18 protein-coding genes and 1 pseudogene are annotated in these 16,290 nt (G+C 60.9%); 8 read left to right on the top strand and 11 right to left on the bottom strand.

Features of this window, described 5'->3' with window-relative positions:
• Window positions 1–5: 5 nt before the first annotated feature.
• The 5 genes from ACP7CJ_RS26155 to ACP7CJ_RS26135 all read right to left on the bottom strand — a co-directional run bounded on the left by ACP7CJ_RS26155 (window position 6) and on the right by ACP7CJ_RS26135 (window position 5,790).
• Window positions 6–2,093: an LTA synthase family protein gene (locus ACP7CJ_RS26155; protein ID WP_276194136.1), complete on the bottom strand. Its 2,088-nt coding sequence runs from the start codon at window positions 2,091–2,093 to the stop codon at window positions 6–8.
• Window positions 2,094–2,505: 412 nt separating this feature from the next.
• Complete coding sequence (locus ACP7CJ_RS26150; protein ID WP_198717296.1) at window positions 2,506–2,697, bottom strand: PLDc N-terminal domain-containing protein; 192 nt, start codon at window positions 2,695–2,697, stop codon at window positions 2,506–2,508.
• A 67-nt stretch (window positions 2,698–2,764) separates the two neighbouring features.
• A complete protein-coding gene (locus tag ACP7CJ_RS26145) occupies window positions 2,765–3,295 on the bottom strand; it encodes a hypothetical protein (protein WP_276194137.1) in 531 nt (176 codons plus the stop codon).
• A 41-nt stretch (window positions 3,296–3,336) separates the two neighbouring features.
• Window positions 3,337–3,852 (bottom strand): ankyrin repeat domain-containing protein, encoded by a 516-nt coding sequence (locus tag ACP7CJ_RS26140; protein ID WP_198717294.1) that lies wholly within the window; start codon window positions 3,850–3,852, stop codon window positions 3,337–3,339.
• Window positions 3,853–3,963: 111 nt separating this feature from the next.
• Window positions 3,964–5,790 (bottom strand): long-chain-acyl-CoA synthetase, encoded by a 1,827-nt coding sequence (locus ACP7CJ_RS26135; protein WP_426102631.1) that lies wholly within the window; start codon window positions 5,788–5,790, stop codon window positions 3,964–3,966.
• A 401-nt stretch (window positions 5,791–6,191) separates the two neighbouring features.
• On the opposite strand from ACP7CJ_RS26135, the gene ACP7CJ_RS26130 reads away from it, so the two are divergent.
• A complete protein-coding gene (locus ACP7CJ_RS26130) occupies window positions 6,192–6,470 on the top strand; it encodes a DUF3509 domain-containing protein (RefSeq protein ID WP_048721059.1) in 279 nt (92 codons plus the stop codon).
• 57 nt (window positions 6,471–6,527) lie between these two features.
• On the opposite strand, the gene ACP7CJ_RS26125 is transcribed toward ACP7CJ_RS26130, so the two are convergent.
• From ACP7CJ_RS26125 to aroC, 4 genes are all read right to left on the bottom strand, one after another.
• Entirely contained in the window at window positions 6,528–6,794 is a 267-nt protein-coding gene (locus ACP7CJ_RS26125) for a response regulator transcription factor (RefSeq protein ID WP_247404572.1), read from the bottom strand.
• Between the two features lie 210 nt (window positions 6,795–7,004).
• Window positions 7,005–7,535: an acireductone dioxygenase gene (locus ACP7CJ_RS26120; RefSeq protein WP_276194139.1), complete on the bottom strand. Its 531-nt coding sequence runs from the start codon at window positions 7,533–7,535 to the stop codon at window positions 7,005–7,007.
• A complete protein-coding gene (locus tag ACP7CJ_RS26115; protein ID WP_426102629.1) occupies window positions 7,532–8,695 on the bottom strand; it encodes an MFS transporter in 1,164 nt (387 codons plus the stop codon). Before ACP7CJ_RS26115 ends, ACP7CJ_RS26120 begins: the two co-directional genes overlap by 4 nt.
• A gap of 52 nt (window positions 8,696–8,747) precedes the next feature.
• Complete coding sequence (aroC, locus tag ACP7CJ_RS26110) at window positions 8,748–9,839, bottom strand: chorismate synthase (protein WP_276194141.1); 1,092 nt, start codon at window positions 9,837–9,839, stop codon at window positions 8,748–8,750.
• A 142-nt stretch (window positions 9,840–9,981) separates the two neighbouring features.
• Between aroC and ACP7CJ_RS26105 the strand changes: the two genes are divergently transcribed.
• Both ACP7CJ_RS26105 and ACP7CJ_RS26100 read left to right on the top strand, forming a co-directional pair.
• Window positions 9,982–10,944: an alpha/beta hydrolase gene (locus ACP7CJ_RS26105; protein WP_426102627.1), complete on the top strand. Its 963-nt coding sequence runs from the start codon at window positions 9,982–9,984 to the stop codon at window positions 10,942–10,944.
• A gap of 99 nt (window positions 10,945–11,043) precedes the next feature.
• Entirely contained in the window at window positions 11,044–11,850 is an 807-nt protein-coding gene (locus ACP7CJ_RS26100) for a hypothetical protein (protein WP_426102625.1), read from the top strand.
• A 106-nt stretch (window positions 11,851–11,956) separates the two neighbouring features.
• Here the strand turns inward: ACP7CJ_RS26100 and prmB are convergent, their stop codons facing one another.
• Window positions 11,957–12,865: a 50S ribosomal protein L3 N(5)-glutamine methyltransferase gene (gene prmB, locus ACP7CJ_RS26095; RefSeq protein ID WP_276194144.1), complete on the bottom strand. Its 909-nt coding sequence runs from the start codon at window positions 12,863–12,865 to the stop codon at window positions 11,957–11,959.
• A 240-nt stretch (window positions 12,866–13,105) separates the two neighbouring features.
• Between prmB and ACP7CJ_RS26090 the strand changes: the two genes are divergently transcribed.
• The 5 genes from ACP7CJ_RS26090 to ACP7CJ_RS26070 all read left to right on the top strand — a co-directional run bounded on the left by ACP7CJ_RS26090 (window position 13,106) and on the right by ACP7CJ_RS26070 (window position 15,886).
• Window positions 13,106–13,696: a cysteine hydrolase family protein gene (locus ACP7CJ_RS26090; protein WP_198717286.1), complete on the top strand. Its 591-nt coding sequence runs from the start codon at window positions 13,106–13,108 to the stop codon at window positions 13,694–13,696.
• A 140-nt stretch (window positions 13,697–13,836) separates the two neighbouring features.
• A complete protein-coding gene (locus ACP7CJ_RS26085; RefSeq protein WP_276194145.1) occupies window positions 13,837–14,157 on the top strand; it encodes a hypothetical protein in 321 nt (106 codons plus the stop codon).
• Window positions 14,158–14,232: 75 nt separating this feature from the next.
• Entirely contained in the window at window positions 14,233–14,790 is a 558-nt protein-coding gene (locus tag ACP7CJ_RS26080) for a Smr/MutS family protein (protein WP_198717284.1), read from the top strand.
• A gap of 78 nt (window positions 14,791–14,868) precedes the next feature.
• Window positions 14,869–15,414, top strand: coding sequence for a GTP cyclohydrolase I FolE (gene folE / locus ACP7CJ_RS26075; protein ID WP_017845839.1), 546 nt, complete (start codon window positions 14,869–14,871; stop codon window positions 15,412–15,414).
• Between the two features lie 100 nt (window positions 15,415–15,514).
• Entirely contained in the window at window positions 15,515–15,886 is a 372-nt protein-coding gene (locus ACP7CJ_RS26070) for a glutathione S-transferase N-terminal domain-containing protein (RefSeq protein WP_426102623.1), read from the top strand.
• Between the two features lie 110 nt (window positions 15,887–15,996).
• On the opposite strand, the pseudogene ACP7CJ_RS26065 reads toward ACP7CJ_RS26070, so the two are convergent.
• Window positions 15,997–16,110, bottom strand: a pseudogene (locus ACP7CJ_RS26065) (AtuA-related protein); the annotation flags it as partial.
• Window positions 16,111–16,290 lie beyond the last annotated feature (180 nt).

Below are 16,290 nucleotides of genomic sequence, written 5' to 3'. Positions count from 1 at the left end.
GGCTATTAGTCCGGCTTACCGTCGACAACACCGGCGGTGTTATCCAGCAAACTTTTGGTCGCGGTCTGCAGGAACGATTCGAGCTTCTGTTTCAGCCCAGCCTCGTCCGGCGATTCAGCAATCACTTTACCGGTCGGCTCGGCGCCCAGTTCGTATTGCCACAATTTCGCTGGCATTTCCTTAGGCAATACCAGCACGCGGTCGCCGGTGACCAACGCCACGGTCTGATCGCTGCCCGAAGGTTTGATCACGCCGAAGCCCTTGTCGCCTTCCGGCAGGTTGAGCAGGTCACGGCCCCAGCACTGGTGCAGGGTGTCGCCACCGAGACGGCCCATGATGGTCGGTACGATGTCGATCTGGGTACCCACGGTGTGGTCACGCTCGCCGAACTTCTCTTGCATGCCCGGTGCAATCATCAGCATTGGCACGTTGAAGCGGCCCAGGTCCATCTCGGTGATCTGCTGCTCGTTACCGAAACCGTGGTCGCCCACGATCACAAACAGGGTTTCCTTGAAGTACGGCTCCTTGCGGGCTTTTTCAAAGAACTGGCCCAGGGCCCAGTCGGAATAGCGCATCGCCGTCAAATGCTCGTTGAGGGTGCCACGGTCGGTGACTTTCTCCACCGGCAACGGGGTCGGCAAGGCATACGGCGTGTGGTTGGACAGGGTTTGCAGCAAGGCGTAGAACGGTTTGCCGCCTTCACGCGCTTTCAGTTCTTCCAGGCCACGGTTGAACATGTCCTGGTCGGACACGCCCCACGTCGGATCGGAGAACACCGGGTCGACAAAGTCGTTGCGGCCGATGAAGTTGGTCATGCCCTGGTTGCTGAAGAAACCCGACTGGTTATCCCAGGCGAAATCGCCGTTGTAGACATACACATCGTCAAACTTGCGCGCACTGAGCAGCTGCGGCAGGCCCGACAGCTTGTGGCTGCCTTCCGGGGTCTGCATCAGGTATTCGAAACCCGGCAGGTTCGGGAAGCACGCCATGGTGGCAAACATACCCTGGTGGGTGTGAGTGCCGTTGGAGAAGAAGCGGTCGAACAGCAGGCCTTCCTTGGACAGTTTGTCGAAGTACGGCGTGATATTGCCCGGACGCCCCAGGGCGCCCACCGAGTGACCGGCGAAGCTCTCCAATAGGATGACCACGACGTTTTTGATCGGCAGGGTTTTCTCGGCCGGTGGCGTGAAATCACGGCGCACGGCGGCGGTGTCGGTATCCACCAGCTTCTCTTGCGGCAGCACCAGCATGTCGCGCACGGTCTGGGTGGCCAGCGACTGTTCGAGGGTGGCCTTCCAGATGTTGGTGCGTTCTTCGGAGAAGCGCGACTTGGCTGCGGCGATCAGCGACAACGTGCCATTGAGGCCCAACTGGTTGGCGAAGTTCGAGTCGGTGGTGTAGACGTCACCCCAACGCAGCGGCGGGCCCTGGCGCAGGGTGCCACGGGCGGCGACCACGGCGACCAGCAGGCACACCACAAACACTGCGATTCGCGAATACCACGGCGCCACTTGGCGGGTGCCAATGCTGCCGCCGCTGAACGGGCCGCGTGGGCGCGTCGCGCGGTCGGCACCCTTGAAGGCCATGCTCAGGATCAGCGTGCCCACGGCCCAGGCCAGCAGGTAGCGCACCACCGGGAAACCGTACCAGAGCATGCTCATCACGGTTTTCGGGTCTTCCTTCACGTATTGGAAGACCAGGCCGTTGAGGCGCTGGTGGAATTCGCGGTAGAAGTCCATCTCCATCAGGCCCAGGAACAGCGCGATGCTGGAGGCCAGGGTCAGCCAGAAACGGAAGAACCCCCGCGCGGCCATGGCCCTCACGCTGAACAATGCCAGCAGCAAGGGGATCACCAAGTACACCACCAGGCGAATGTCCAGGCGCAGGCCGTTGGCGAACGCTTCCAGGAAGGTCGAGGCCGGTGTGTCGAGGATCATCTCGCGGTTGTACGCCAGCAGCGCCAGGCGCAGCAGGGAGAACATCACCATCATGACCAGCGCGCAAAGCAGCGTGTATGCCAGATGGGATTTGACGGTCGGTTGCAGCAGGCGATTAGAAGCTCGCTGCTGATTCAGGGCGTCCGGGTTTGCCATGTCGTTTCAGGACCCATTGGAAGTTTAAGTTGCGAAAGAGTGCAGTGGCGTCCGACCCTCGCCCAGGCTGGCTGGGGTAGGCGGTAAACGCGGTGGCGCAAATGGTGCCCGATCACTGCCGGCAACGCTATTAATTACTGAACGCGTGCCGCAATCCCGCCGCTGACGGCGCGTGAGATAGAGCCGTCGCCGGGAGATAAAGCCGGCGAATTGTCTTGGATGAGATGTGAAAATTTCGTACAGCGAATATTTCGACACACAATATTAAGGTATTCGCTGAAACCATTGTGGGAGAGGGCTTGCCCCCGATAGCGGTGGTTCAGCCACTGTTGTAAGGACTGATACACCGCTATCGGGGGCAAGCCCCCTCCCACATTTTCCGTGCCCGCTTCAGCTTGAGTGAAGCTGGCGCTCAGAAGCGCATGTTGCCCCGTGGCCCGGCGATCGCCCAGATGATCAGGCCCAGTACCGGCAGCAGCAGGATCAACAGAATCCACAGCACCTTGGCACCGGTGCTTGCGCCACTTTTGAACACATTGATGATCGCCCAGATATCCAGCGCGAGGATGATCAACCCGACCAGACCGTTGAAAGTGGAACCCATGGTGTCGCTCCTAAGTGAGGGCATGCCCTTGTAGGATAGCCAGCCCTGGCTGCGGTTCCGTTTTATTTCAGACGTGGACCGCGACCCGCAGCGCTTCCAGGGACGGCTCGCCCTTGATGCCAACTTCGGCGCACAGTTCCAGCACGCGCGGCAGGTCGTTGCCGTACACCAGCACGGCCTGGATCTCGTCATCCAGTGGCTGGCTGAGGTTCAGCAACACATAACCACCGTCTTCCGGGCTGAGCGCACTCATCTGGATCTGGATGCGATTGAGCGCGGTAAGGGCTTCGGTCTTGGCCAGTTGCTTGGGCTTGAGGTTAAACGCCACGCCGGGACCAAACGATGCAACGATCTGCGCAAACAGGTCGCCATAGGTGTCGGCCTGGAACAGCACGGTGTCCGGCAGGCTGCCGACCACTACCCACTCGCCCAACGGAATCGAGAACGTATCGTCGTAGTTGATGTCCGGGTTTGCCGCCAGAAACGCCACAGGGTCGGCGTAGGCCTGCGCCGCTTCCTCGGCGATGCGCGCCACCTCGTCGTCGCCCATGACGCCGGCGCTGATTTTACGGATGAGTTCGACGAGGGCGTTTTTCATGAAAGGGTCCTGTGGCGGGCTGGTTTTTGAGGGCGCGTAGCCTACACCAGTTTCTGCAACTGCGCCGCCGTATCCACCGCGCCCATGGTCTGTGCCGCTGCCAATGCGGTGGCGCCCTGGGCGTCGATAGCCTTGGGGTTGGCGCCCTGGCTGAGCAGGTAGTCGAGCATTTCGACGCGGTTGAACATCGCCGCCATCATCAACGCCGTGCGCCCGTCCGAGGATGACGCGTCAACCGGCGCGCCGCCTTCTATCAGCGCCTTGACCACGGGCAAATGGCCCTTGAACGCCGCACCGGCCATCGGCAGTTGATGCTTGTCATTGGCGATCTGCGGATCAGCCTTGAATTCCAGCAGCACTTTTACCGCGTCGGCGTGGCCGTGATAAGCGGCCAGCATCAGCAAGGTGTCACCATTGTGGTTACGCAGGTTGGCTGGCAAGCCCTTGGCCAGCAGCGCGGCCATCAGGGCGGCATCGCCTCTGCGCGCGACGTCGAAGACCTGTTCGGCAAATTCGGCGGCTTCGTCGTCAGTCATTTGTTTGGCGTGGTCCGACATGTGGGGGCTCCTTGTCTGGTAAGGCTTGGGGTACTGAAGAGTAGGCGCCCAGTGTCGCGAGGGAGTTCCCCACTGTCATGGTTTTTTTGTCGAAAGCGGCCATAGGCAGAATCAATAGCGGAACTGACCGCCCTGGATCTGCGCGAGCAACTGGACGGTGACGGGCACGTAACTGTCCGAACCGGGCAACCAGGCGTACACCGGGTCGGTGCCCGCCTTGTCCGGGTCGAACGCCTCCTCCTTGAGCCGCACTTTCTGGTACTTGAACGTGCCCGTCGTCTCCATCTTCATCTTGATCCGCAGGAACAGCGGCACCGCATAGTGCGGCAACTGGCCATGGGCGAATTGCAACAACTCGCGCATATCCAGGGCGGCCAGGGATTCGCTGGGGGTGATGGCGACCATGCCGGCGCGGCCATTGGTGTTTTCGATCTCGACACCGTAGGCCACCACTTCGGCGATCTGCGGGTGTTGCAGCAGGATGTTCTCAACCTCGGTGGTGGAGACGTTTTCACCTTTCCAGCGATAGGTATCCCCCAGGCGATCGACAAATTGCGCATGGCCAAAACCGATGCTGCGCAGCAGATCGCCGGTATTGAAGTAACGGTCGCCCTTTTCGAACACGTCGGTCAGCACCACCTTGCGGTTCTTTTCTGGGTCGGTGTAGCCGTCGAACGGCGCCTTTTCATCGATCCTGGCCAGCAACAGGCCCTGCCCGCCCGTTTGCACCTTGCGCATGAAACCATCGGCGCCACGCAGTGGCTCACCGCTGTCGTGGGCGTAGTCCACAAGCGCCCAGTGCTGCAGGCAGAAGCCGATGGTGTTGTCGAAATTCAACACATTGGTGAAGCCGATATTGCCGTCACTCGCGGCATACAGCTCACAGATATGCTCGACGCCAAAGCGTTGCTTGAACTGCGCCCATACGCCGGGCCGCAGGCCATTGCCGACCATCTTGGTCACGCGGTTGTCACGATCCTGGACGTTGGCGGGTTGGTCGAGCAGGTAACGGCACAGCTCACCGACATAACCGAGGGTGGTGGCGTTGAACTTGCGCACATCGTCCCAGAACTGGCTGGCGCTGAATTTGCGGCGAATCGCGAACCCCGACGCGCCGACAATCGCCGAGCCCCAGCACACGCAAAGGCCAGTGGCGTGGTACAGCGGCAAGGTGCAATACAGGACGTCGGCGGGGCCCATGTCGAGGGCGATACTGCCGAAGCTGACGGCGGTTTTGGTCCAGCGGCCATGTTTCATGATGCCGGCCTTGGGCAAGCCGGTGGTGCCGGAGGTGTAGATATAGAAGCACGGGTCGTTGAAAAATATCTGCTGGGAGCTGGCCGGGTTATCCGCCGCGCACTCGGCGCTGGCGGCCATCAGGTCGACATAGCCAGCAGGCACGGCGCTGCTGTGCTGATCCGCGACAAACCAGGTGCGGCCCGTCTCGATCGCCACTTGCTCGCGCACCGCCGTGTAGGCCGCCACCAATTCCGCCCCCACCACAATCGCCACCGGGTTGACCAGATTCAGGCTGTGAACCAGCGCCGCCTGGGTTTGCGCGGTATTGAGCATGGCGCAGATGCCGCCCAGCTTGGCCACGGCCAGCACGTTGAGCAGCAATTCTGGGCGATTTTCAATAAACAACGCCACTACATCGCCCTTGCGGATGCCCTGGCTGTGCAAGTGGTGGGCGATGCGGTTCGCACGCTGATTGGCGTCGCGGTAACTAAGCACGCTGTCGCCATACAACAACGCAGCACCGTCAGGGTTGCGCAAGGCTGCTTGCTCGAAATGCCAGCCCAGGCCACAGGGCTGCGCGGGGTCGGTGACATTGGCGGCACGCATGCCGCGGACCACCCGAGGCAAGGCCCGGACGATGGCGGGCACCTTACGCAGCAGCATGCGCCAGGTAATCATGTCGTTTTGCGGAGGGTTCATAGAGGAACGTCCTTTTTCTTATTCTTCGTGGAGGCCAGAAGCTCCGGCACTTTTGTAGGCAGCAAGCCAAATGCTCACGGGAAAATACGCCAGCCGTTCTTCGGCTGTACACGCGGGATTTGAAATGTTTTGTATCCCAGGCCGGCAACAGGCAACCGACAAACAGGGAATTTAGCGACACATCCACAGTCCTTATGAGTAACGATGCGCCCGCCTGGCCGGATCGAATAGCGCAAAATGCAGGATGCATGATGGCCACTCATGCAAATTGCACGAAATCAAAAATCCATATTTTTCACAACTCATTAATTTTAAAAGACTTATTATAAATTTGTAAGATGGCACAATCACTGCACCTATCACTCCATGCTTGCCAACTTGAGCCAACGGAGCTGATAGACATGAGCCTGATCCAAGATAAATTCGCCTCAGTATTCTCCCAATACGACGTCACCACTCAGCCACGCCCGGACGGAGGTATCCTGCTGACCCTGCGCAACAGCGAAGGTAAGCAGGTCAAGCGTTCGATCTCCTACCAGCAATTGCACACGGCCGATCAACTCACCTGGGTAATCAGCGCCATTCGCCGCGACCTGGCCGAACAAGCCAGCGACCTGCCGCAAATTTCGATGCTGCAAAGCCAGAACCGCTTTGCCCTGCCGACTTACCACTCGGCATAAGCCACACATAAAAAAGGGCCGCGACGCCATTCAGCGTCGCGGCCCTTTTTTATGAACTCAACACAGGCCCAGGCGGGCAGCTTCATTCATCGCTTGTACACGATTGTTGACGTGTAACTTGCCGTAGATGTTACGTAGGTGGAATTTCACCGCGGCTTGGGACGTTTCACGAATCCGGCTGATTTCCCAGATCGTCTTGCCTTCGGAGGCCCAGCGCAAGATCTCCAATTCGGTCGGGGTCAGAGGCTTGCCGGACAGGGCCAAGCGTTTTCTGACATCGGTGGGCACGCTCAACGGCGCGCCTGACGCTTCTGGATCACTCATCGCTTTCTCTCCTTCTTATTGGCTGATGCTTATCGCCTTTCGGATTCCTCCTATTGACAGGCGATATAAACATTGAGACCGGGGAGAGTTACATAATGCAGAGCGTTAGAGCGTAAGGCCGGTGATAAACAGCCAGGCCTTACAGATAAATAAGCCACTTCCCACAACAAATTCCAACTTGCCGGGGTTGAACATTCAAGTCGATTAAGACTAGTCATCCATCCCCGGAAAACCGGCAGCGATATCGTCCCCGCTGAACTCAGGCACCCCGCCGCTTGCCGTATGCGACAGGCGCAACATCACAAAATGTGGGTTCTCGCCCATATCGAACCAATGAGGCATGCCGGCCGGGATCACCAGCAGGTCATTTTTCTCACAGCGCACGCCGTACACATAGTCGCCAATGTGCAAGGCAAACAGGCCTTGGCCGGCGATGAAAAAGCGCACGTCATCTTCGCTGCAACGGCGCTCGGCGAGGAACTGATCGCGCAATGCCGCCTTCTGCGCAGGATCGCCGGGGACACGCAGCACGTCGACGCAGGCATAGCCGAGGGCGTCGATCTGCGGCCGGTACGCCGCGATCATGGCGGCGTCGTTCGCGCCTTTTTCAATAATGCCGGGCTGCCAGCGCTCGAATCGCACGCCATGCTCGGCCAGGGTCGACACGACATCCTCGAAGTGGGTCAGGACTTTGTTCGGGGTGTCCGGTGTGGCGACGTGGTAAACAGCTACATAACTCATAGGACAGTTCCTTGGTTCTGCTCGTGCAATCGAAAGCCGATGATAAGGGCGGCGGCCAGGGCCGCAACGCTGGCGATACTGAAGGTCAGGGTCGGCCCCAACAGGTTCCAGCTGTAACCGGCATACAACGCACCCAGCGCGCCGCCCGTGCCGGCCAAGGCCGCGTATAACGCCTGGCCCTGGCCTTGCTGGCGGGCGCCGAAGCTGCGCTGCACAAAGGCAATCGCCGCCGCATGAAAGCTGCCGAAGGTGGCCGCGTGCATCACCTGCGCCAACAGCAGCACCCAGAAAAACTCAGCGAACGCGCCCAACAACAACCAGCGCAGCGCCGCCAACAGGAAACTCGCCATTAACACCCGGCGCAGCGAAAAGCGCGTGAGGATGCGGCTCATGCCCAGGAACATCAACACTTCCGCCACCACCCCGAGGGCCCACAGCATGCCGATCACACCACGGCTGTAGCCCAAGTGTTCCAGGTGCAGGGTGAGAAAGGTGTAATACGGCCCATGGCTCATTTGCATCAACGCCACGCAGGCATAAAACGCCAGGACGCCGGGGCTGCGCAACTGCTTGAGGAAGCCTTCGCCGGCCAAGCGAGGGCCGTGGTTCGCGGGCTGCGCGTTCGGCACCCACAGGCTGGCAGCGATGATGCCGGCCATGATCACCACGACCACCACCGGGTAAATATCCAGGCTCAGCCAGTCGAACAGGCGGCCCATGATCACCACCGTGAGGATGAACCCGATGGAGCCCCACAGGCGGATCTGGCTATAGCGCGAGGTCTGCTGGTGCAGGTGGGCCAGGGTGATCACTTCAAACTGCGGCAGCACCGCATGCCAGAAAAACGCATGCAGGCCCATGACCAGGGCCAGCCAGGCGTAGGTCTTGCTGACGAAAATCAGCGCAAAACTCACCAGGGTACATACCGCACCAACGCGCACGATGGCCAGGCGTCGGCCGGTGTAGTCGCCCAGCCAGCCCCACAGATTGGGGGCCACGCAGCGCATCAGCATGGGGATGGCCACCAGCTCGCCGATACGCGCGCTGGAGAACCCCAGGTGATCGAAGTACAGCGCCAGGAATGGCGCCGTCGCCCCCAGCAGGGCGAAGTAGAAGAGGTAGAAGCTGGAGAGTCGCCAGTACGGGAGGGCTGGCGTCATGCAAGGGGCCGCTTCGCGGCCCCACGCGAGCAAACTCGCTCGCCATACACCGTCACAGCTGGCCCAGCACCGGGGTACTCACGCGCACATCGGCGTTTTGCCCACGGTTGCGCAGCAGGTGATCCATCAACACGATGGCCATCATCGCTTCGGCGATCGGCGTGGCACGGATGCCGACGCACGGGTCGTGGCGGCCCTTGGTGATCACGTCCACCGGGTTGCCATATACATCGATCGAACGGCCCGGAGTGGTGATGCTCGACGTGGCCTTGAGCGCCAGGTGCGCAACGATCGGCTGACCGGAGGAAATACCGCCGAGGATGCCGCCCGCATTGTTGCTGAGGAAGCCCTGCGGGGTCAGTTCATCGCGATGCTCGGTGCCGCGCTGGGACACGCAGGCGAACCCGGCGCCGATTTCAACGCCTTTGACGGCGTTGATGCTCATCAGCGCGTGGGCCAGTTCAGCGTCCAGGCGGTCGAAGATCGGCTCGCCGAGGCCTGGTTTCACGCCCTCGGCGACCACGGTGATTTTCGCCCCGACCGAATCCTGGTCGCGGCGCAACTGGTCCATATAGGCTTCCAGCTCAGGCACTTTGTCCGGGTCCGGGCAGAAAAAGGCGTTGTCATCGACGCTGTCCCAGGTCTTGAACGGGATTTCGATCGGGCCCAGCTGGCTCATGTAGCCACGGATAACGATGCCCTGGGTCGCCAGGTATTTCTTGGCGATGGCACCGGCGGCCACGCGCATCGCGGTTTCGCGGGCCGAGCTACGGCCGCCGCCACGGTAGTCGCGTTCGCCGTATTTGTGGTGGTAGGTGTAGTCCGCGTGGGCCGGGCGGAACAGGTCCTTGATCGCCGAGTAGTCCTTGGACTTCTGGTCGGTGTTGCGGATCAGCAGGCCGATGGCACAGCCGGTGGTGCGACCTTCGAACACGCCGGAGAGTATCTCGACTTCATCGGGTTCCTGGCGCTGCGTGGTGTGGCGGCTGGTGCCGGGCTTGCGGCGGTCGAGGTCACGCTGCAGGTCTTCCAGGGACAGCTCGAGGCCGGGCGGGCAGCCGTCGACAATGGCGACCAACGCCGGGCCATGGCTTTCGCCCGCGGTGGTGACAGTGAACAGCTTGCCGAAGGTATTGCCGGACATGCAGGGCGCTCCGTGAAATCAGTTGTAATCACTCAGCAGTGATAACCAAGCTCGCCAGTATACGCGGGCCAACCGACTAGTTCATCCTCGAAACCTTACCGGTAGACGTTGGTCGAACCGGCACCTCCTGAATGATGGCGCGATGATGTTTCGAGTTTTGCTGTTTACCCTCTCCCTGTTCACTGCCGTAACCCATGCGGCGTCCCCCGTGGTGTTGCAACGGCCCATCAGCCTCGACACCGGCAACGGCGAGCTGTTCGGCTCGCTGCTGCTGCCGCAGTCCGACAAACCGGTGCCGGTGGTGCTGATCATTGCCGGCTCCGGCCCGACCGACCGCAACGGCAACAGTGCCGACGGCGCGCGCAACGACAGTCTCAAGCGCCTGGCCTGGGTGCTGGCTCGGCATAACATCGCCAGCGTGCGCTACGACAAACGCGGCGTGGCGGCCAGCCTGGCCGCCACCCCCGATGAACGCAACCTGACCCTCGACGCCTACGTGGCCGACGCCGTGGCCTGGGGCAAGCTGCTCAAAGCCGACAAGCGCATGGGCCCGCTGATCGTGCTGGGCCATAGCGAAGGCGCGCTGGTGGCTGCGCTGGCGGCACCGCAACTCGACCCGGCCGGGGTGATTTCCCTGTCCGGCAGCGCCCGTCCGGTCGATCAGGTGATCCGCCAGCAACTGGCCGGTCATCTCCCCCCGGCCCTGCAGTTGCGCAGCAATGAAATCCTCGACCACCTCAAGGCAGGCCAAGTAGATGCCGATGTGCCTGACCCACTGCTGGGCATTTTCCGACCCAGCGTGCAGCCGTATCTGATCAGCCTGTTTCGCGCCGATCCCTCGGCCGCCTTTGCCAAGTTGCGCATGCCGGCACTGATCATCCAGGGCACCAACGATTTCCAGGTGGGTGTGGGCGATGCCCGGCAATTGAAGAACGCCAAGCCCGATGCCGAACTGACGGTGATCGAAGGCATGAACCATGTGATGCGCATCGTGCCCAATGAGGTGAAGCAACAGTTGGAGTCGTACAACGACCCGCAATTACCCCTCGCCGCCGAGCTGGGAACCCGCCTGGTGCGCTTTATCGACGGACTTCAACCCCGTTAACCGACTAATTGCCTCCAGTACTGGGAAAAACGGCCGATAAGCCCAACGTCGACAGCAAAAAGCCTGTCGACTGGCTGGGCTTGGACAGGATCGCGCCGCATGACTAACACCGAAGCAACACCAGAACCTACCGCCGACACCCCGGCGGAAGACACCGAGGTCGTCGACGCGACGCCCCTGCCGTGGGCGGACGTGCAGGCCGAACATTTCAAAATGCTGCGTCTGGCGCCTCTGACCATCGACCGCGCCACAGGGGTACGGCCTTTGCGGTTTGTGCAATTTGGCTATGTCGAGCGCCATGACCACCATCACAGCCTGCTGCGTATGGTCATCCAGTTGCCGGGCCAACGGGTGCGCCGCGAGCAGAATCACCTGGACATCTGGGTCGATCACGATAAACACCGTGTGCATTTCGGCCCGGGCAATAGCCTCGAAATCGAACCGGCCAACCGTGGCATCGGCCGCTTCCTGGTCGCCCAAGGTGCCGCGTGGGCGAAGAAGAAGTGGTCGCACTACCGCGTCGACGGTGTGGACCTGTCCAACAAGGACGCCCTAAACGAAGCCACACGCCTGCGCCGCGATCATTTCTTGCGTATCCAGGGTTTTGATGTGGCCTACGCCGACGTGCAGCATCTGAAGGGCAACGTGCAGCCCGGCAAGGTCAGCGACGTGCTCGATAGCTGGAACACCGAGAAAGTGCAGTTCGTGGAAATCCTTGAAGCCGCGCAAATGCTGCAACAGGCCGAGCAGAACCTGATGGAGCAGGAAGTGAAGCTGCGCAAGGAAGAGGAAAAGGTCACCAAGTTCAAGCGTGAGGACAGCGGGCTGCGCTTCACCATCACCTGTCTGGTGGCGTTTACCGTGTTTCAGGCCGGGTTGTTGATCTGGATTGCCACCCACCGGTGATGTGGGAGGGGCTTGCTCCCGATAGCGGTGCATCAGTCAATGCATTCAGTGACTGACACGCCCTCATCGGGGGCAAGCCCCCTTCCACCGTTATCAGCGAGGTCGGTTAAACCCTGGCGGCAAATACCGCCTGATGGTTGCGGCACTGCTCCGCCGTGAGCATGAACACCCCGTGCCCACCGCGCTGGAACTCCAGCCAGGCGAAGTCCACTTCCGGGTACAGCGCCTCGACATGCACCTGGCTGTTGCCCACTTCGACGATCAACAAGCCCTTCTCGGTCAGGTGGTCCGCCGCTTCGGCCAGCATCCGCCGTACCAGGTTCAAGCCATCGTCGCCGCAGGCCAGGCCCAGTTCCGGTTCGTGCTGGTACTCGTCCGGCATGTCGGCAAAGTCTTCGGCGTCCACATACGGTGGGTTGGACACGATCAAATCGAAGCGCTGGCCTGGCAAACCATCAAAGCCATCGCCCTGCACGGTATACACACGCTCGTCGGCGCCATGGCGCTCAATGTTCTGGTTGGCCACTTCCAACGCTTCAAACGACACGTCCCCCAACACCACTTCGGCGTCCTGGAACTCGTAGGCACAGGCGATGCCGATGCAACCAGAGCCGGTACACAGGTCAAGAATGCGTGCCGGCGGCTGGTCCAGCCAGGGTTCGAAGCGGTTTTCGATCAGTTCGCTGATCGGTGAGCGCGGGATCAGCACGCGCTCGTCAACGATAAACGACATGCCGCAGAACCAGGCTTCGCCAATCAGGTAGGCTGTCGGCACCCGCTCATGGATGCGACGGTGGAGCAGCCGTTGCAGGTGGGCAACTTCCTCTTCTTCCAGGTTGCAATCGAGGTAGCCGTCGGCGATTTCCCAGGGCAGATGCAAGGCGCCGAGCACCAATTGCCGGGCGTCGTCCCAGGCATTGTCGGTACCATGCCCGAAAAACAGCTCTTCCCCATGGAAACGGCTGACAGCCCAACGGATATGGTCGCGCAAGGTGCGCAGGCGGGAAGTGATCACGGGGGCAGACTCCTGGAAAAAACGACTGGCGATTCTAACAGCCTTCGTCTGTAGCGACGATGTACGAAAAGCCTCAGCCGTATGTCGGATTTCATCCAATTTGCCATCATCGCGTCAAACAAGCGCACCTCTTGACATGGCTGCACGCCAGCAACGGCGTAGCTTACGATGGTAGCGATTCACAGAACCGCTCAGCCAGTGGACAATGGCGCAAAAGCCCCCCTCACAGGAGCCCCCAGAATGTCCGTTCCAAAGACGATGTTTCAAATCAGCGGTCGAGGTTACGCGGCGGCCAATCTCAGCCATGCGACCCTCGTGATCATCGATGCGCAGAAGGAATACCTCAGCGGTCCACTCGCCCTCACGGGCATGGACGCGGCGGTCGGCAATATCAAGCAACTGGTCGCCGCGGCGCGCAACGCCGGTCGCCCGATTGTGCATGTGCGCCACCTGGGCACCGTGGGCGGCCTGTTTGACCCGCAAGGCGAGCGCGGCGAGTTCATTCCCGGCCTGGAGCCTATGGGCGACGAAACCATCATCGGTAAACTGCTGCCCAGCGCGTTCCACGGCACCGGCCTGGAAAAACACCTGCAGGACCTCGGTCCTCTGGACCTGATCGTCTGCGGTTTCATGAGCCACTCCAGCGTCAGCACCACCGTGCGCGCCGCCAAGAACCTGGGCTTTCGTTGCACCCTGGTGGAAGACGCCTGCGCCACCCGCGACCTGCCGTACAAGGGCGGCGTCCTGAGTGCCGAGCACGTGCAACAAACCGAAATGGCCATCATGGCCGACAACTTCGCTACCCTCGCCTTGACCAAAGACCTGATCTGATTGCCCTGGGATGAGCGGCGCGGCCGATTCGAGGCCCCGCTCATCTGCAAATGCCTGTCATTTGCTGCAATTACCTCTGGCACCGGAACAACCTGTGTATCTTCCGGTCGAAGGGCCGATACCCTGGAGGAAAGGTCGGAATGAAGATATCCGATGGTTTTGATGCTCGTCGCTTGCGCCCCAAGGGCCGGAGCAACTGGCGTCTGCGCCTGGCAACCGGCATTGCCGCGCTGCTGGCGATAATAGGTGTGCTGCTGGCGGTCGCCGGCGGCGCTGGTTTGTCGGGACATTCCCCGGCGCTGGGCGAACTGAATACCAGCCCCGGCGGCTCGGCGATTCTGTTGGTGATCGGCCTGTTGGTGCTGTGGTTCGGCGTGTGGTTGTGGCGCCGTAGCCGGCGCCGGATGCACCAGCCATTGGAGCTGAACATCGCCTCGCACTTGATGAAAAAACACGACTGATGGCGTTTGGATAGCGTTTCCTACGCCCCGGCCGCCGCGATTTAGGTAAACTGCCCGCCCCTCGCGGAGGCTGACATGCAAGACGACGATTTTTCCCTGTTCAAAAACGAGCTGCGCGGCGTCAAGCCGATCAAGCACGACCGCGCCGAGACCGGCAAACCCAAGACTGATCGGGCGCAGATCGCCAAGCTGCGCCAGGCCGCGACCGTGCGCACCGATGCCACCACCGTGGACGGCCTGTCGGACCAGTTCGTCATCGACGTCGGCCCCGAAGACGAGTTGATGTGGGCCCGCGACGGCGTGCAGGAAAGCCAGATGCGCAAGCTCAAGGTTGGCCAGATTCCGTTCGAAGGCAGCCTCGACCTGCACGGTATGAATGTGGAAAAAGCCCGGGAAACCCTCTGGGCATTCCTCGCCGAAGCCACCAAGTTCGAAATCCGCTGCGTGCGCGTCACCCACGGCAAGGCCGTGCGCCTGGACGGCAAGCGGCCGATGATCAAGAGCCACGTCAACACCTGGCTGCGCCAGCATGCCCAGGTGCTCGGCTTTACCTCTTGCCAGGCCCGCCATGGTGGCGCGGGAGCGGTGTACGTGATGCTCAAGCGCACCATGATGGAAGGGCGCGACGAGTAACAAGTGCCATCGTCAGGCTTGCAGCGATGTGTCGGCCACCGTACCCTTGCGCTTTGCGAAAATCCCACAGGTAGTTTCATGTCCCTGGAACAGAATTACACCGCGATCCTCGGCCAACTCGGCGAGGACGTTACCCGCGAGGGCCTGCTCGACACGCCAAAGCGTGCCGCCAAGGCGATGCAGTACCTTTGCCGCGGCTATGAACAGACACTGGAAGAAGTCACCAACGGTGCCTTGTTCAGCTCCGACAACAGCGAAATGGTGCTGGTCAAGGACATCGAGTTGTACTCGCTGTGCGAACACCATCTGCTGCCGTTTATCGGCAAGGCCCACGTCGCGTATATCCCGAGCGGCAAAGTACTGGGCCTGTCAAAGGTCGCACGGATTGTCGACATGTATGCGCGCCGCCTGCAGATCCAGGAAAACCTCAGCCGCCAGATCGCCGATGCCGTGATGCAAGTGACCGGCGCGCTGGGCGTGGCCGTGGTGATCGAAGCCAAGCACATGTGCATGATGATGCGCGGTGTGGAGAAACAGAATTCGTCGATGATCACCTCGGTGATGCTGGGTGAGTTCCGCGAAAACGCGGCGACCCGCAGCGAGTTCCTCAGCCTGATCAAGTAATCGGCTGGGTAGGAAAAAGCCGGCGTTCATCGCCGGTTTTTTTTCGCCCCCGTAAATCAAGTAAGATGCGGCCCTCTGTTCTGGGCAAGAGGTTTCAGCCATGTTCGTCAAAGCACTTCGAGTGGGCCTCGGCCACGTCATCATCGCGGGCGACTTCATTACCCGCCCACGCAAAAAGCAGCGCCCCGCCGAACAGCAGGCGCAGGTCAACGCGGCTGCCAAAGAACTGACCCTGTATCAGTTCCACGCTTGCCCGTTCTGCGTGAAGACCCGTCGTACCCTGCATCGCCTGAATGTGCCGGTAGCGTTGAAGGATGCGAAGAACAACGAACAGGATCGCCAGGCCCTGCTGGAGCAAGGCGGCAAGATCAAAGTGCCGTGCCTGCGCATCGAAGAGAATGGCCAGACCACCTGGATGTATGACTCCAAGGCGATCATCGATTACCTGGACAAGCGTTTCGCTGCCATCTGACAGACCTGCGCATTTCCACTGTGGGAGGGGGCTTGCCCCCGATGAGGGAGTGTCAGTCGCCGAATACATCGACTGACACTCTGCTATCGGGGGCAAGCCCCCTCCCACATTTAGTTCGGTGTTGGCAAATCCAGGTCCAGATCCAGTAACGCAGAACCCAGGCATTTGCCACGGGCATCCAGCGCCAGCGAGCGGGTCACACCGCCGCGCAAGATCCCCGGCAACCAAGGCGATCATCGATTACCTGGACAAGCGTTTCGCCGCCATCTGACAGGCCTATGCAGATCCACTGTGGGAGGGGGCTTGCCCCCGATGAGGGAGTGTCAGTCGCCGAATACATCGACTGACACTCTGCTATCGGGGGCAAGCCCCCTCCCACATTTAGTTCGGTGTTGGCAAATCCA

The organism is Pseudomonas sp. PSPC3-2, from assembly GCF_049897085.1.
In the GTDB taxonomy this organism is placed as follows: Bacteria; Pseudomonadota; Gammaproteobacteria; order Pseudomonadales; family Pseudomonadaceae; genus Aquipseudomonas; species Aquipseudomonas paraveronii.
The sequence above is the reverse complement of the archived record's forward strand: the minus strand, read 5'-3'. Positions and strand labels throughout refer to the sequence as shown.

What these genes read in the sequence shown, in the direction of transcription:
- ACP7CJ_RS26120 (WP_276194139.1), bottom strand. Translation starts at nt 7,535, where the DNA reads ATGAGTTATGTAGCTGTTTACCACGTCGCCACACCGGACACCCCGAAC.
- ACP7CJ_RS26130 (WP_048721059.1), top strand. Translation starts at nt 6,192, where the DNA reads ATGAGCCTGATCCAAGATAAATTCGCCTCAGTATTCTCCCAATACGAC.
- ACP7CJ_RS26090 (WP_198717286.1), top strand. Translation starts at nt 13,106, where the DNA reads ATGTCCGTTCCAAAGACGATGTTTCAAATCAGCGGTCGAGGTTACGCG.
- ACP7CJ_RS26070 (WP_426102623.1), top strand. Translation starts at nt 15,515, where the DNA reads ATGTTCGTCAAAGCACTTCGAGTGGGCCTCGGCCACGTCATCATCGCG.
- ACP7CJ_RS26150 (WP_198717296.1), bottom strand. Translation starts at nt 2,697, where the DNA reads ATGGGTTCCACTTTCAACGGTCTGGTCGGGTTGATCATCCTCGCGCTG.
- ACP7CJ_RS26140 (WP_198717294.1), bottom strand. Translation starts at nt 3,852, where the DNA reads ATGTCGGACCACGCCAAACAAATGACTGACGACGAAGCCGCCGAATTT.
- ACP7CJ_RS26155 (WP_276194136.1), bottom strand. Translation starts at nt 2,093, where the DNA reads ATGGCAAACCCGGACGCCCTGAATCAGCAGCGAGCTTCTAATCGCCTG.
- ACP7CJ_RS26100 (WP_426102625.1), top strand. Translation starts at nt 11,044, where the DNA reads ATGACTAACACCGAAGCAACACCAGAACCTACCGCCGACACCCCGGCG.
- folE (WP_017845839.1), top strand. Translation starts at nt 14,869, where the DNA reads ATGTCCCTGGAACAGAATTACACCGCGATCCTCGGCCAACTCGGCGAG.
- ACP7CJ_RS26080 (WP_198717284.1), top strand. Translation starts at nt 14,233, where the DNA reads ATGCAAGACGACGATTTTTCCCTGTTCAAAAACGAGCTGCGCGGCGTC.
- aroC (WP_276194141.1), bottom strand. Translation starts at nt 9,839, where the DNA reads ATGTCCGGCAATACCTTCGGCAAGCTGTTCACTGTCACCACCGCGGGC.
- ACP7CJ_RS26105 (WP_426102627.1), top strand. Translation starts at nt 9,982, where the DNA reads ATGATGTTTCGAGTTTTGCTGTTTACCCTCTCCCTGTTCACTGCCGTA.
- ACP7CJ_RS26125 (WP_247404572.1), bottom strand. Translation starts at nt 6,794, where the DNA reads ATGAGTGATCCAGAAGCGTCAGGCGCGCCGTTGAGCGTGCCCACCGAT.
- ACP7CJ_RS26115 (WP_426102629.1), bottom strand. Translation starts at nt 8,695, where the DNA reads ATGACGCCAGCCCTCCCGTACTGGCGACTCTCCAGCTTCTACCTCTTC.
- ACP7CJ_RS26085 (WP_276194145.1), top strand. Translation starts at nt 13,837, where the DNA reads ATGAAGATATCCGATGGTTTTGATGCTCGTCGCTTGCGCCCCAAGGGC.
- ACP7CJ_RS26145 (WP_276194137.1), bottom strand. Translation starts at nt 3,295, where the DNA reads ATGAAAAACGCCCTCGTCGAACTCATCCGTAAAATCAGCGCCGGCGTC.
- ACP7CJ_RS26135 (WP_426102631.1), bottom strand. Translation starts at nt 5,790, where the DNA reads ATGAACCCTCCGCAAAACGACATGATTACCTGGCGCATGCTGCTGCGT.